Consider the following 14,723-nt stretch of genomic DNA (forward strand, 5'->3'; position numbering starts at 1 on the left):
GCACCGACGGCCGACCGGCACCACGGCCCGGCCCCGACGCCGCCTGACGGGCGCTGCCACCGGCGCCCCGACGAACCGGCGCCGACATCGGCGCCGACCGACCGTGAGGAACACGCACGACATGACTGAGCAGGTACGAACCGGCCCCCAGCTGGACTGGCTGCTGGACGGGCTCGTGGAACGCATACCCGAGATCCACTGCGCCATCGTGCTGTCCGGGGACGGCCTCCTCATCGGCAAGTCGAAGGACATCAGGTTCGACGACGCGGAACATCTGTCCGCGGTCGGCTCGGGCATGCACAGCCTCGCCCGGGGCGTGGCCCGCCACTTCCACGGCGGCGAGGTCCAGCAGACGGTCATCCAGATGGAGCGGGCGTTCCTCTTCGTCACCGCCGCGGGCCGGGGCGCCCGGCTGGCCGCGATCGCCTCGGAGGAGGTCGACGTCGGCATGATGGCCTTCGAGATGGGCACCCTGGTCAAGCAGGTCGGCAAGTACCTGAGCGCCGCGCCCCGTGCGGAAACCCCCTCCGAATACGTGCAGGACGCGTGAGCCGCCACGGCGGCCGGGCCCGGAACTCGTCGAAAGGGTGATGGATGGTGTCCGTCAGCTCCGAGACCGTCGTACCCACCGCCCTGAAGATCCTCATAGCGGGTGGCTTCGGTGTCGGCAAGACCACCATGGTCGGCGCGGTGAGCGAGGTGACCCCGCTGGCGACCGAGGAGCACATCAGCGCGGCGGGCCGGCGTGTGGACGACCTCAGGGGCGTCGAGAGGAAGGTCTCGACCACCGTCGCCCTGGACTTCGGCCGCATCACCATCTCCCCCGAGCTGGTGCTCTATCTCTTCGGTACGCCCGGCCAGGACCGTTTCTGGTTCATGTGGGACGACCTGTGCAGTGGTGCGCTCGGGGCCGTGGTCCTCGCCGACACCCGGCGGCTCGACGCCTCCTTCGCCGCGGTCGACTTCTTCGAGTCCCGCTCCATCCCCTTCGCGGTCGGCGTCAACTGCTTCGACGGCCGCCGTGAGGTCGACGCCGAGCAGGTCCGCCAGGCGCTCGACCTGGCATCCACCGTCCCGGTCCTCCTCTGCGACGTACGCCAGCGCCAGTCCGGCAGGGAGCTCCTGCTGGCCGTGCTCGGGGCGGCCCGCCGGAAGATGGAGGCCCGGCTGGTGGCGGCCGGCCTCCGGCCGGGCTGAGCCCCGGCCGGCGCCTGCTCAGCGGCCCCGGGTGAGGCTCAGGGGGCAGGTTCCCCGGCTCGGGCGAGGAGGTCGGCACGGCTGATGGAGTCGGTGCGGGTCGAGGGGACGGTGCAGGCGTGGGCGCCCGCGATCGCGCCGTAGAGGCCGCAGCGGTGCGGGGGTTCGCCGGTGAGCCGGCCGAAGAGGTAGGCCGCCGCGAAGGCGTCCCCGGCGCCGTTGGAGTCCACGACCGGCGTCGGCGGGGTCACCGGCGGGATGTGGCTCAGCTCGCCGTCGACCAGGTGGTACGCGCCCCGCGCCCCGTCCGTGGCGACGACGATCCGGGCACGGCCCCGCTCGGTGATCCGGCGCATGGTCTTCTCCGGGTCGGCGAGCCCGGCGACGGACAGGAAGACCAGGTCGGCGGCGTGGGCGAACGGCTCGTGGTACGGGTTGACGCCGTCCCAGTCGTGCAGGTCGGTCGAGACGGTCACGCCCAGGTCGCGCAGGAGGGGCAGGGAGGCAGCGCACGGCCGGCTGATGGAGACGTGGACGTGGCGGCTGGCTCCGGCCAACGCGCGGACCGTGTGCGGCGGCAGTTCGTCCACCTCCTGGCTCCGGCTGCCGTCGTAGAGCGAGCAGCGGCGCCCGTCCGGGCCGACCAGGTTCACCGCGCGCCGGGTGCCGCCGGGCAGGGGCGCCTCGGTGAGCGGGACGCCCCGGTCGCGGTGCAGGGCGCGGACCAGGTCGCCTTCGTGGTCGTCGCCGAGCAGGTCCAGGTGGTGGGTCCGCAGGCCGAGGGTGTGCGCGGCCACCGCCATGAAGTCGCCGGTCTGCCCGGCCCGGGTCTCGATGGCCGGCACCAGATGGCTGTCGGCGAACGGAAGCGGCAGCTCGGGGACGTAGACGATCGTGTCGACGCCCGCCCCGCCCAGCACGAGGACGTCGATCTCGGACTCGGTGCGCACCATGCCTCCAGTGGCGAGGGTTTCGCTGTGGAGGCAGCGTACGGCCGGGCGGACCGGGGGTGACCGGAGCGGGACTCCGGTCACCCTCACCGGCGAACGCGGCGACGGGCCCGGACCCGCTCGAAGGCGGGCCGAGGCCTGGCGTTCGGTCCGTGCCGAACTCGGGCCGCGGTTCCCGACGCCCGACGCCCGACGCCCGACGCCCGACGACGACACGGTCGGTGGCCCTCACGCCTCCCAGGCCGTGGGGCGTCTGTGTCACACACCACGCCCGGGCGTGACCCGAACGATGGGCACGAGTGCCGCGACCCTAGGTCCAGGACGGGTCGGTCAGGTCGGGCAAGGGGAGGTTCCCGCGCTCGTGCGGGGCCGTCGGAGGGGCGGGCTCGGCGGTTTCCCGGCCCTCCGACGGCAGTTCTGCCCAGACGACACGACCGGACCGTTGTGGGGTGTCGCGCACCCCCCAGTCGCTGCTGAGCATGCCGACCAGCATGAGCCCACGCCCGTTCTGGTCGTCGGGGCCCGGACGACGCCGGGCAGGCTGTGCGTGACCACTGTTCTGGTCCTCGACCTCGATGCGGAGCCGACGGCCGGTGAAGTGCAGCCGGCACACGATCCACTCGCTGTCCGTGTGTGTCAACGCGTTGGTGACCAGCTCGGACGTGATCAGGAGGACGTCCTCACAGGTCTCCGGACGCACCTCCCACTCGCCGAGCAGCTCGCGCACGGTTCTGCGCGCCTCGCCCGCCGACGCGGGCACCGCGGGCAGGCCGAACACACCCGCTCTGTGGGGTTCGTACGCCTCTGTTCCAAGGGGTGGGTACATGACCGGGGATAACCGGTCCGTGGACCGGGGGAGAGTGGGCGGAGCCATCGCCGTATGCCTTTCGTCGGCCCTTCGCACCGCAGCGGTGCCGGTGCCACGGCCGCCTCGCCGTCTGTCGTGAGCTCTGACAACTCGCGACGAACAGCGCTGAGTTGCGGCCACATCTCCCCCAACCTGGCCGCGCAGCCTCAGCGTTCACCGAAGCCGTGACGGTACGTCCACTGTGGCATCCGCGAACAACACCTCGCAACCAGCAAGTTGAAATTTGCAATTTGTGAGTCGCAGGCCGCCTCCGTTCGAGCCAAGATCGTGCGAGACTGCGCTCTCGAAGCGACTCGAACAACAATGAGCAATCCTTGAACGAAAACGCGCAAGACCCGTAAGACAGTTCGACATGACCTCTGGGCTCGGTGTGAGGGGGTGGTGAGGCGTGACCGCGGAAACGGAGTGGGGCGGGGCCCCCTCCGTGTTGCGCATGATCCTCGGCAGACAGCTGGAGGAACTGCGCACGCGCGCCGGGCTGACGTTCGAGCAGGCGGGCGAGGCGATCGGTGTCAGCCATTCCACGATCCGCCGCCTGGAAGCCGCCAAGGTCGCCCGGCTCCGCCTCCCGGATGTCGAGAAACTGCTCCAGATCTACGGCGTACAGGACCAGCAGGAGATCGAGACCTTCCTGAAGTCGGTCCGCGAGGCCAACAAGCGCGGCTGGTGGCACACCTACCGCGACGTGCTGCCCGACTGGTTCGCCGCCTACCTCAGCCTGGAACAGGCCGCGCTCCAGATCCGCGCGTACGAGGCCCAGTTCGTGCACGGCCTGCTGCAGACGGAGGAGTACGCCCGCGCCCTGCTCGGCGCCGGCAATCCGCACGCGGCGACCGAGGACACCGAGCGGCGGGTGGCGCTGCGAATGCGGCGCCAGGAACTCCTCACCCGTGCGCAACCGCCCCGGCTGTGGGTGGTGATGGACGAGACGGTGCTCAGATGGCCCGTCGGCGGACCGGACGTGATGCGCGCCCAGATCGACCATCTGATCGAGCTGAACCGGCTGCCCCATGTGACGGTCCAGCTCATGCCGTTCCACAACGGCCCGCATCCGGCGATGCGGGCCGGAGCGTTCCACCTCTTCCGGTTCAGGGCACCCGAGTTGCCGGACATCGTCTACCTCAACGGTCTGGTGGGCGCCGTCTACCTCGACAAGGGGGACGACGTCGTCGTCTACCGCGAGGCCCTGGACCGGCTGGGCGCGCAGTCGGCGCCCGCCCGCAAGACCGAGGCCCTCCTCGGTGCGATACGCAAGGAGCTCTGACGTGCACCACCACACACCCGACGGAGTACACAACCGCGTCCGCAACGGCATGCCCGCCCGCGACCTCGGCAAACAGGACTGGCACCGGCCGTGGAGCGACGACGCCGGCGGTGCCTGCGTGGAAGTGAAGAAGCTGGCCGACGGCCGGGTCGCCGTCCGTCAGTCGACCGACCCGGACGGCCCGGCGCTGCTCTTCACCCCGCGTGAGATGACCAGTTTCCTGGCCGGCGTGAAGGCGGGCGAGGCCGACTTCCTGCTCTGACCTGCTTGCTGCCCACGCCTCGCTGACGCACCACCTGTGTGAACCGACACCTGCACGACACGACCTGATGGGAGGGGCGGCGTTGCCCGACAACGGATGGCCTGCCGACCGGATCGACACCGAGCACGCGCATTCGGCGCGTATCTACGACTACATCCTCGGCGGCAAGGACTACTACCCGGCCGACAAGGAGGCCGGTGACGCGATGGCGCACGAGTGGCCGGCCCTGCCGGTCCACATGCGTGCCAACCGCGACTGGATGAACCGCGCGGTGCGCTGGCTCGCCGAGAAGGCGGGCATGCGCCAGTTCCTGGACATCGGAACCGGCATCCCCACCTCCCCCAACCTCCACGAGATAGCCCAGTCGGTGGCCCCCGAGTCCCGGGTCGTCTACGTGGACAACGACCCGATCGTCCTCACGCTGTCCCAGGGGTTGCTGGCCAGCACCCCCGAGGGCAGGACCGCGTACATCGAGGCGGATTTCCAGGACCCGGAGACCGTGCTCGGCTCGGCCGAGTTCGCGGAGACCCTCGACCTGGGCAAGCCGGTCGCGCTCACCGTGATCGCGATCGTCCACTTCGTGCTGGACGAGGACGATGCCGTCGGAATCGTCCGCCGTCTCCTCGAACCCCTCCCCTCGGGCAGCTACCTGGCGATGACCATCGGCACCGCCGAGTTCGCCCCGCAGGAGGTGGGCCGCGTCGCGCGCGAGTACGCGGCCCGCGACATGCCGATGCGGCTCCGCACGATCGACGAGGCCCACGAGTTCTTCGACGGCCTCGAACTCGTCGAGCCCGGCATCGTCCAGGTCCACAAGTGGCACCCGGACGGCTCGGGCGAGGAGGACATCCGCGACGAGGACATCGCCATGTACGGGGCGATCGCACGGAAGCCGTGATCCAGGACGACGCGCCCCTGGCCCGGCGCTCGATGCCGGACCAGGGGCGCGCCCCCCTTCAGGGGCGCGGGGAACTGCGCGACCAGCCCCCCACCGGCCCGTAGTCGCCCGACACCCCGTCGCGGCACCCCCGAAACGCGCGGGAACTACTTCGCCGCCCCCGTACTGTCGCGAACGATGAGATCAACAGGGACGACGGGGTCCTCCTCCAGGGAGTCCCCCGTCGACTCCGGGCCGTCCAACTGCCTCAACAGCAAGCGCAGCGCCATCGTGCCGATCGCGGAGAAGTCCGTACGGATCGTCGTCAGCGGCGGCAGCAGATGCGCCGCCTCCGGGATGTCGTCGTAGCCGACCACGCTCACGTCGTCCGGGACCCGGCGGCCGGCCTCGTGCAGGGCGCGCAGCAGGCCGAGCGCCATCTGGTCGTTGGAGACGAACACCGCGGTGACGTCCCGGCTGCGCGCGAGCCGCCGGCCCAGCTCGTGGCCGGAGTCGGCGCTCCAGTCCCCGACGAGGGGTTCGTGGACGCGTGCGCCGGCTCGCGTCAGGGTCTCGCGCCAGCTCGCGGCGCGTCGGTCGGCCGACGTCCAGCCGGTGGGGCCGGCGATGTGCCGGACGGTGGGGTGGCCGAGGCCCAGCAGATGTTCGGTCGCCAGCCGGGCGCCCGCCGTGAAGTCCGAGGAGACCACGGGGGTGCCGTCGCCGAGGCCGTTGTCCAGCATCACCAGCGGGGTGTCCGGGCGGGCCCGCGCGAGTGCGGTGGCGACCGGCCGCTGGGGGGCGATGGCGATGATCCCGTCCGCGCCCTCGGCCGACAGCCGGTCCACCGCCTGGACGACGGTGTCCCGGTCCGCCGTGTCGAGGGCGATGGAGCTGACGAGGTAACCCGCCTCCTGGGCCGCCGTGTTGATCGCGGTCAGGGTGGAGGCCGGGCCGTAGCGTGCCGCGTCGAAGGAGATCACCCCGAGCATGCGGGTCCGGCCGCTGGCCAGCGAGCGCGCGCTGCGGCTGGGGCGGTAGCCGAGCGTCCGCATGGCCTCCAGCACGGCTTCCCGGGTCTCCGTCCGGACCGCCGGGTTGTCGTTCAGGACGCGGGAGACCGTCTGCTTGGAGACGCCGGCGAGGCGGGCCACGTCGTCCATCACCGGGCGGGAGCCGGCGAAGTTGCGCCGGCTGCGGCCGCGGGTGGCTCCGCCGGGGTCGCCGGCCGCGTTGCCGTCCGTCGTGCTTCGGGGCATGCGGCTGGGTCCTTTTCGACGGGGTCCGGATCGGTGTGGTTCTGTCGGGGCCACAGGATAGGTCTGGCGGTTTCGCCCCCGCCGCCCCTTCGACCCCGTTCACGTGTGTCGGTTGTCTGCGGGCGGGTGGAAGCTGGTCGCGCAGTTCCCCACGGACCCTCCCTCCAGGGGCGCGGGGAACTGCGCGAGCAACCACGACGGACCCGCGGCTGGGGGTCGAAGGGGCGCAGCCCCTGGGATGGGAACGGGTAGGGGCGGCGGGGGCGACGAAACCGGGGCTCAGCCGGGCCGGAGGGCCCAGGTGTGGGTGGTGATCAACTCGGCTCGGACGATCCCCGCCGGGATCCCCGAGTCGCCCGCCCACCCCGGCACGTACACCGGCGCACCGGCGGGCAGCGGCAGCACGCGCAGCCTCAGCCCCTCCGCGCGCAGCGCCGCCACCGGCACCCGGTCGAGGCCGATGTCCCAGACACCCCCCGAGTAGAACTGGTCGGCGACGAGCCGGTCCCCCACGTAGGCACGGGCCACGTCGCCGGTCCAGTGGACGCGGAGCAGGCTCCCGGGCGGCGCATCGTCCGGCAGGACGATGTCGTACTCGGCGGCCACGGTGTCGAAGTGCTCGTCGGCCGGCACACTCGCCCGCCCCAGGACACCCGTCGTGACGGGCGGCGCCTGGCCCGCCGGTCGGACCAAGGTGACCGGAAGTTCGCCGTCCGCGCCGCCGGTTCCCCGCCGACCGGCGTCCCGCGCCACCACCGTATAGCGGACGAGGACTCCGTCCGTCGCCTCCTTCACCACCGCGCCGGTCACCATCGGCGGCCGCGCCGGGGCGGGCAGCACGGCGAACGAAGGTTCCGGAGTCGCGCTGTGGACGCGTACCTCGTCCGTGTGGGCGTCGAAGACCACACCGCCGTCGGAGTCGGCGAGAACGAGCCGCTCGGCGCCCCAGGCATGGCCCCGGTAGGCGGTACGGGCCGTCGCCGCGTCCAGGACCAGGAGGCCGACCCGGCTGCCGTCGGTGGTGTCGACCTCGACCAGGGCGTCCGTGCCGGGGCGCAGTCCGGTCACCAGGATGCGGTCGCCCACGGTCGTGACCTGTCCCGAAGGCACGGAGACCGTCGTCACCGTCCGGATGTCCAGGGCGAGTTCGGGGGTGATGCCGTCGGTCGCGGCGAGGACCAGGACCGTGCGGCCGTGGCCGTCGTCGACCGTGCAGACGGGCTGCGCGGTGGCCCAGTCCAGCCGCAGCCCGGCGACGTCCAGCCTCAACGGCCAGCAGAGGTAGGCCCCTCGGGGGATCGTGACGGGTGCGCTCGGCAGCGACAGCACCCGGCCGGTCGCACCACCGGAGCCGGTCGCACCGGGCGGCCCCCCGGTGCCGTCCGGGCCGTCCGGGCCGTCCGGGCCGTCCGGGAACTCGACCGTGAACGTCGTCCCCGGATGGTCCGGCAGCGGCTCGTGCGGCTGGTGGTTGTTGACGAAGAGGAAGCCCGATCGGCCGTCGCCGCGAACGGCCCACCTCAACGTCTCCCGGTCGTCCTGGCCCGTCGGCCGCCGCTCGGGCAGGGCCGAGTCCATCGGGGCGATCAGATGTCCGAAGTCGGCCAGCAGGAGGTGCTGGAGGCGGAGTTCGTCGTAGGAGGGGCGGTACTGGCCGTATTCGCCGAGGGGGGCCTGGAAGTCGTAGGTGAGGACGGGGAGGTCGTTGGGGTAGCCGGTGGCGTGGGACTCCTGGAGGGGGGTGAGGTCACCCGGCGGGTTGGTGCCACCGTGGAACATGTAGTAGCCCTGCCAGACCGAGCCGCACCCGATCTTGGTGAGGCCGAGGGCTCCGATGTCGGCCGCGTCGACGCGCGGCCGGCGGTGGTAGGCCACCGCCATGCCGCCGCCCAGCTCGCAGGTGGCCCAGGGGAATCGGTCCGCCGACGCCGCAGGATCAGCGCCGCGTACCGTCGTCGGACGGAGGTCCGCGCCGATGCCCTCGTCGTCACGCTGGTGGGTGAAGAAGAAGTGCTTGCGGCAGGTGTCGGGCCAGCCGCCGTCCGCCTCGGTCCAGAAGGTCTCGGTGTAGCCGCCGTAGAGGGGGAGAAGCTCGTCGGGCGGCAGGCGCACTCCGCCCCAGGCGGTCGACGTCCACAGGGGAGCCGACAGTCCGGCCTCCTGGGCCATGCGCTTCAACGTGAGCAGATGGCCCGGCCGGTCGTACAGCTCGTTCTCGATCTGGATGGCGACGACCGGGCCGCCGTTGGACCGGTCAAGACCGTGCAGTTGCCCGGCGATCGCGGTGAACCAGGTGTGTACGGGGGCGAGGTAGGCCGGGTCGTCGGTGCGGGGCGCGTCGGTGCGGTCCAGGACCCAGTCGGGTAGGCCGCCGTTGCGGACCTCGGCGTGGACCCAGGGGCCGATACGGGGGATGAGGTCCAGGCCGTGGCGGGCGCAGAGTTCGGCGAAGCGGCGCAGGTCGCGGTCGCCGTCGAACCGGATGCGGCCCTCGGCCTCCTCGTGGTGGATCCAGATGACGTAGGCGGCGACGACCGTCACCCCGCCCGCCTTCATCTTCAGCAGTTCCTCCTCCCACTCCCCCGCCGGGTAGCGGGTGGGGTGGAACTCGCCGGAGACGGGGAACCACGGACGGCCGCCCCGCGTCAGCCAACGGCTGTTGACCTCGATGGGGTCGGCCGCCCCCGGCGCGTCGGCGAAGGGAAGGTGGCCGCGCAGCGGGGGGTCGCCGGGCGCCGGTACGCGCACATGGTGCGCCGGCGTCATCAGGGCTTCACCGGGCCCAGGTCGGGTGTGTCCGTGAACTCGGCGCGGGCGCTGGTCGTGGCGTTGAGTTCCAGCAGGACCAGGTCGTTGGCGCCGGGGCGCAGGACGGGGGCCGGGACGTACAGGGTGCGCTGCGGGCCACGGTTCCAGTAGCGGCCGAGGTGGAAGCCGTTGATCCAGGCCTGTCCCTTGGTCCAGCCGGGCAGCGAGAGGAAGGTGTCGGCGGGGGTGTCGACGTCGAAGGTGCCGTGGTGGAAGGCGGGGACGGTGACCGGGGCCGCCGTCCCGGCCGGGGCGAAGGGGACCGTGGAGAGGTCGGCCAGCGGCAGCCGGTGGGTGTCCCAGCCGAGCAGGGCGGTGCCGTTGAAGGTGACGGGGCCGAGGAGGCCCTTGGCGGCGCCGATGCGAGGGCCGTAGTTGACGCCGCCCATGTTCTCGACGAGGACGTCGAGCGTGGCACCGGCGTGCGGGACGCGCAGCGGCAGGGTCTCGTCGTGGCGTTCGCGTTCCAGGACGCCGACGGGGGCGCCGTCCACGAAGACCTGGGCGCGGTCGCCGACCCCGCCGTCGAAGTGGAGCAGGCCGTCGCCCGCCTCGGGAAGGGTGGTGCGGTAGAGGACGTAACCGGAGCGCTGCCCCAACTCCTCCATGGTGACCGGGTGTTCGGTGCGTTCCACGGCGGTGCCGAGGGCGGTGGCGTACGGCAGCAGGGGTGCCCGGCGGTCCAGCTCCACGGTGATGCCCGAGAGTTTGGGCGCGGGAGCCGGGGCCGGCTCCTCCGGGACCGGGGCGTGGCGGGCGATGACCTCGCGGAAGGCGTGGTACTTGGAGCCGGGGTCGCCGGACTCGGTGAGGGCGGCGTCGTAGTCGTAGGAGGTGACGATCGGGGCGTAGCACTGGTCGTGGTTGGCGCCGTTGGTGAAGCCGAAGTTGGTGCCGCCGTGGAACATGTAGATGTTGACGGAGGCACCGGCGGCCAGCAGCTTGTCGAGGTCGGCGGCGGCGCTCGCCGCGTCCCGCACGTGGTGCTCCTCGCCCCAGTGGTCGAACCAGCCGATCCAGAACTCCGAGCACATCAGCGGCCCTTCGGGCATGTGGGCCCGCAGCGCCTCCAGCGACTCCTCGATCCTGCCGCCGAAGGTGGCGGTGGACAGGACGCCGGGCAGGCTGCCGGCGGCCAGGTGGTGGCCGGAGCCCGCCTGGTCGCAGGTGAAGAGCAGTTCCTCGATGCCCCGTGCGCGCAGCGCCTGGTGGACGTGCTTGAGGTACGCGGTGTCGTCGCCGTACGCCCCGTACTCGTTCTCGACCTGGACGGCGATGACCGGGCCGCCGCTCGCCGCCATGTACGGCAGCAGCGGGGGCAGCAGGATGTCGAGGTAGCGGTCGAGGGCGTCGGTGAAGCGGGGGTCGCTGGAGCGCAGCCGGATGTCGGCGTCCGAGGTGAGCCAGGAGGGCAGGCCGCCGCCGTCCCACTCGGCGCAGATGTACGGGCCGGGGCGCAGCAGGACGTGCAGGCCCTCGGCGCGGGCGAGCCGCAGATAGCGGGGCAGGTCGAGCAGGCCGTCGAGGACGAGCGGGCTGTCCGGGTCGGGCTGGTGGAGGTTCCAGGGGACGTACGTCTCCACGGTGTTGAGGCCCATCAGCCGGGCCTTGCGCAGCCGGTCGGCCCACAGGTCGGGGTGGATGCGGAAGTAGTGCATCGCGCCGGAGATGATCCGGAACGGCTCCCCGTTCAGGAGGAAACCGTCGGACGTCGTGGTCAGAGCGGGCGTGCGCAAGGCTGATTCCCTTCGGCGGGGCGGACTTGGGGGAGGGGGACGATGCCGTCGTGCGGGTGGCGGGAGGCCGGGGACGGATGACGGACGGGCGTCGACGCGACGGGGTCACGAGGACGGGGACGCGGACGGTGACGGGGCGTTGGCGCGGGTGGCGCGGATCAGCCACAGCGTGGCCAGCAGGCACAGGGCCGAGACGGCGGAGAGCAGCAGCGGAACCGCGCGGACGCCGGACCACTCGATGGCCTTGCCGAGCGCGGGGCCGGCCGCCACTCCTCCGATCATGGAGGCGGCGATGACGAGCGCTCCGGCCCGGCGGGCCCGGGGTGCGGCCGCGTGCAGCCAGGGCAGGCCGGTGGGGAAGATCGGCGCGATGAACAGGCCGACTCCTGCGTAGGCGTACGGGGCGAGCCGGGGCACCGAGGCCAGCAGCAGGCAGACCGTCATGCCGGCGCAGGACACGGTGATGATCGTCCGGGGTGAGTGGCGCAGGGCGAGGGGGGCGACCAGGAAGCGGCCGACCGTCATCATCAGCCAGTACACGGAGGTGGCGGTCGCCGCGGCCCCGGCGCCGTATCCGACCGTCTCCAGGTGCGTGGGTTCCCAACCGCCGACCCCGGCCTCGACGCCGACGTGCAGGACGTAGAGGGTGACGAACACGGCGAGCACCGAGCCCAGGCTGCGGCTGAGCGCCGAGCCGCCGGCTGCCGCCGCGGTCCCTTCGGCGGCGGGCTGGGGCACCTGGTCGCGCACGCCCCGCAGGCACAGCAGCAGCGGCAGGTTGGCGGCGGCGAAGGCCAGGAAGAGCACCGGGTAGTGCTCGGCGCCGACGGCGGCGATCAGGGCCGGGCCGAGGATCGCGCCGACGCCGAAGTGGGCGTTGAGGATGTTCAGCATGGCGGTCGAGCGGTGGCCGAAGCCGACGGCGAAGAGCTGGTTGAGGCCGTAGTCGATGCCGCCGAAGCCGAGTCCGGCGAGCAGGGCGGCGGCGAGACCCGCGGGCCAGTTCGGCGCGAGCGCGAAGCCCGCCGCGCCGAGGGCCATCAGCAGGTACGAGGTGCCGAGGATCCGCCGGTTGCCCAGCCGCCCGTAGAGCCGGTCGAAGAGCAGTACGCCGACGACTCCGCCGACGAAGTGGGCGCTCAGCCCGAGCCCGGCGGCCGACGGCGACAGTCCGAACTCGTCGCGGAAGGCCGGGATGGCGGGCCCGTAGAGCGCCTGGAGCACGCCGATGAGGACGAAGCCGACACAGGACGCGACCACGGCGGCCGGGCTGAACACCCTGCTTTCCGGGCCCTGCCGGATGTGCTTCACCTCTTGCGCGGTCGATGCGTCGGGCACGCGGGGCTCCGCCTCTCCGTGGCTGGGACACCCGAAGTGTTACCGGTAACATCGGCGCCGTCAAGATCTCCCGCAGGGCTGTGCGGCGGGTGGGGTACGGGAGGGGCGGATGGGGTGCGGGAGGCGGTCGGCCGGGCGGAGCGAGGGCTGGGGCGAGGGCTGAGGCGTGGGCTGGGGCGAGGGCCGGGGCGGTGCGCTCGGGGCCGGGGGAATTTCCCACGCGGCGGCTCTTCGGACTGTGCTTCCATGCGGCCGTGAAGAGCGAGAGCGTGTCCGGTGACAGCACGGCCCATGATGTCCGGTATCGGACCGACCGCGATCTCGCGGACTGCGTCCGGGTGCTCGCGGAGGTCCATGAACGCGACGGCTATCCGGTCAACTGGCCCGATCGGCCCGGTCCTTGGCTGACTCCCCCCTCGCTGGTCGCCGCCTGGGTGGTGGACCTGGACGGCCGGATCGCCGGTCATGCGGGACTGTCCCGGAGCGGCGCGGGTGACGCGGCGCCCGGACTGTGGAGCGACCGTACGGGTGTGGGAGTCGACGGGACGGCCGTGCTCAGCCGGCTGTTCGTCGCTCCGTCGGCCCGCGGCCGGGGGCTCGGCGCGTCGCTCGTCTCCGAGGCCGTCGTAGAGGCGCGGCGACGCGGTCTGCATCCGGTACTCGACGTGGTGGCGTCCGACACCGCGGCGGCGGCGCTCTACGAACGTCTCGGCTGGCAGTTCCTGGCCACGGTCGAACAGTGGTGGGGCCCTGACCAGCGGGTGGCCGTCCGATGCTACGCGGCACCCTGATCCCACCGACGGCTCTCGCGCCCCCGGGGATCGCTGGAACCGTGGTTGGCGCCGAGGCGGATCCCGGTCGTCCGGCACAGGGCCGCCGGGATGCCGCATCCGCTGTGTGCGGAAGATCGTTCGGTCGGCGGAGAGGGGGTCCACCGTCCGCCGGGACCGGTCACGACCTTGCCCAGCAGCACCGACGACACGCGACGGTCGGCTACGCACCCCCACCGGTCCCGGGGCCCGTCCCTGGAGTGCCGCCCCCCCTGCCGCGGCAGGGCGGGCGCGCCCGGGAGCGGGTGCCGGGCGCGCCCGGTGGGAGGGCAGGTCAGCAGATGTTCTCGGCGCTGTTGACCAGCCGGTTGTTGCGGAAGGTGGTGTTCTCGCCGCAGGGGCTCTCCCTGATGGACGAGTTGGTGACCGTCAGGTTCTGGACGGTGATGTCGCGGTTGTTGGCGAACTCCGATCGTGCGGCCAGCCGGATCTCCCCGCCGCCGGAGACCGTGCCGCTCTGGGCGGCGAGGTTCACGTTGTAGCAGTTCTCGATGAGGATCGCGTTGTTGCCGGTGCTGGTGAGGTTGATGCGGTCGATGACCGCGCCGCCGCTCTCTGAGACGCAGAAGACGCCGCGTCCGCCGCCGCGCGCGATCACCTCGCCGACCCGGATGTTGGTCGGGTACGAACTGCCCACCCGGCCGTTGCGGTTGGCCATGCGGAAGGCGGCGTAACCGGTGCCGGCGCCCGCGCCGTCCGCGTCGACCTTGGTGACCGTGGCGTTGATCGTCTGGTTGAGGAGCAGCCCGGACTCGCCCACGTTGCGGGCGGTCACCGTTCCCACGGTGAGCCCGTCGACGCCGTACGTCTCGACCGCGTGACTGCTCGCGCCGGACACGTACACGTTGTCGATCCTGACGTTGCGCGTCCACTGGCTGGTGTCGCCGCGGTTGTCGATCCGAACCCCGAGGCCGCGCGAGAGACGCATGTCGAGCTGGCCGAGGACGACGTTCTGGACGTTGCGCAGGAAGATCCCGTACAGCGGGGTGCCGGTGAGGTTGAGGTGCTGGACCTCGATGTCCCGGGTGCCGCGGGAGTAGACGGGCGCCTGGTCGCCGGAGCCCGTGCCGGTGACGTTGATCGTGCCGCACACGTCGAGCACGGTGTAGCTGGGCAGCGACACCCGGGAACCGGCGCCGATGGATCCGGAGCCGCGCACGACGACCCGCTCCTTCGAAGTCCGTCCGGAGGTGAGGCTGTTGACGGCGGCCTGGATCGCCGCGCGCATGTCGGTCCCGGTGTACGTGACGCTGCCGCCGCGCCGGGCGGTCCAGGTGCTGCCGCTGAGCACGGCCTCCGCCTGGTACGAGCCCTCGCCGCACGCCGCCGCGACC

The 14,723-nt window shown here is 72.2% G+C and carries 13 protein-coding genes; 6 read left to right on the forward strand and 7 right to left on the reverse strand.

Going from position 1 to position 14,723, the window contains the following annotated elements:
- Positions 1-121: 121 nt before the first annotated feature.
- Both AWZ10_RS04120 and AWZ10_RS04125 read left to right on the forward strand, forming a co-directional pair.
- On the forward strand, positions 122-550 hold the full coding sequence (locus tag AWZ10_RS04120) for a roadblock/LC7 domain-containing protein (protein ID WP_046707844.1): 429 nt from the start codon (positions 122-124) through the stop codon (positions 548-550).
- Positions 551-594: 44 nt separating this feature from the next.
- Positions 595-1,197 carry a GTP-binding protein gene (locus AWZ10_RS04125; RefSeq protein ID WP_060890459.1) on the forward strand — a complete coding sequence of 201 codons (603 nt, stop codon included), beginning with the start codon at positions 595-597 and terminating at the stop codon, positions 1,195-1,197.
- A gap of 38 nt (positions 1,198-1,235) precedes the next feature.
- On the opposite strand, the gene AWZ10_RS04130 is transcribed toward AWZ10_RS04125, so the two are convergent.
- Both AWZ10_RS04130 and AWZ10_RS04135 read right to left on the reverse strand, forming a co-directional pair.
- On the reverse strand, positions 1,236-2,147 hold the full coding sequence (locus AWZ10_RS04130) for an adenosine kinase (RefSeq protein ID WP_079104285.1): 912 nt from the start codon (positions 2,145-2,147) through the stop codon (positions 1,236-1,238).
- A gap of 310 nt (positions 2,148-2,457) precedes the next feature.
- Positions 2,458-2,925 (reverse strand): ATP-binding protein, encoded by a 468-nt coding sequence (locus AWZ10_RS04135; RefSeq protein ID WP_052769649.1) that lies wholly within the window; start codon positions 2,923-2,925, stop codon positions 2,458-2,460.
- A gap of 478 nt (positions 2,926-3,403) precedes the next feature.
- Here AWZ10_RS04135 and AWZ10_RS04140 point away from each other — a divergent pair, with 478 nt between their 5' ends.
- The 3 genes from AWZ10_RS04140 to AWZ10_RS04150 all read left to right on the forward strand — a co-directional run bounded on the left by AWZ10_RS04140 (position 3,404) and on the right by AWZ10_RS04150 (position 5,439).
- Complete coding sequence (locus AWZ10_RS04140; protein ID WP_046706437.1) at positions 3,404-4,279, forward strand: helix-turn-helix domain-containing protein; 876 nt, start codon at positions 3,404-3,406, stop codon at positions 4,277-4,279.
- A gap of 1 nt (position 4,280) precedes the next feature.
- Complete coding sequence (locus AWZ10_RS04145; RefSeq protein WP_046706438.1) at positions 4,281-4,541, forward strand: DUF397 domain-containing protein; 261 nt, start codon at positions 4,281-4,283, stop codon at positions 4,539-4,541.
- An 82-nt stretch (positions 4,542-4,623) separates the two neighbouring features.
- Positions 4,624-5,439 (forward strand): SAM-dependent methyltransferase, encoded by an 816-nt coding sequence (locus AWZ10_RS04150; protein ID WP_046706440.1) that lies wholly within the window; start codon positions 4,624-4,626, stop codon positions 5,437-5,439.
- A 146-nt stretch (positions 5,440-5,585) separates the two neighbouring features.
- Here the strand turns inward: AWZ10_RS04150 and AWZ10_RS04155 are convergent, their stop codons facing one another.
- The 4 genes from AWZ10_RS04155 to AWZ10_RS04170 form a co-directional block, all read right to left on the reverse strand.
- Positions 5,586-6,677 (reverse strand): LacI family DNA-binding transcriptional regulator, encoded by a 1,092-nt coding sequence (locus AWZ10_RS04155; RefSeq protein WP_046706439.1) that lies wholly within the window; start codon positions 6,675-6,677, stop codon positions 5,586-5,588.
- 279 nt (positions 6,678-6,956) lie between these two features.
- On the reverse strand, positions 6,957-9,443 hold the full coding sequence (locus AWZ10_RS04160; protein WP_060890461.1) for a beta-galactosidase: 2,487 nt from the start codon (positions 9,441-9,443) through the stop codon (positions 6,957-6,959).
- Positions 9,443-11,221, reverse strand: a complete 1,779-nt coding sequence (locus tag AWZ10_RS04165) for a glycoside hydrolase family 35 protein (protein WP_046709602.1) — start codon at positions 11,219-11,221, stop codon at positions 9,443-9,445. The genes AWZ10_RS04160 and AWZ10_RS04165 overlap by 1 nt, the downstream gene beginning before the upstream one ends.
- Positions 11,222-11,326: 105 nt before the next feature.
- A complete protein-coding gene (locus AWZ10_RS04170; protein ID WP_240439749.1) occupies positions 11,327-12,559 on the reverse strand; it encodes an MFS transporter in 1,233 nt (410 codons plus the stop codon).
- A 254-nt stretch (positions 12,560-12,813) separates the two neighbouring features.
- On the opposite strand from AWZ10_RS04170, the gene AWZ10_RS04175 reads away from it, so the two are divergent.
- A complete protein-coding gene (locus AWZ10_RS04175) occupies positions 12,814-13,350 on the forward strand; it encodes a GNAT family N-acetyltransferase (RefSeq protein ID WP_205576472.1) in 537 nt (178 codons plus the stop codon).
- 313 nt (positions 13,351-13,663) lie between these two features.
- On the opposite strand, the gene AWZ10_RS04180 is transcribed toward AWZ10_RS04175, so the two are convergent.
- A partial coding sequence (locus AWZ10_RS04180) for a hypothetical protein (protein ID WP_060890462.1) occupies positions 13,664-14,723 on the reverse strand: 1,060 nt, incomplete at its 5' end.

Origin of the sequence: Streptomyces europaeiscabiei (assembly GCF_001550375.1) — a bacterium.
GTDB lineage: Bacteria > Actinomycetota > Actinomycetes > Streptomycetales > Streptomycetaceae > Streptomyces > Streptomyces europaeiscabiei.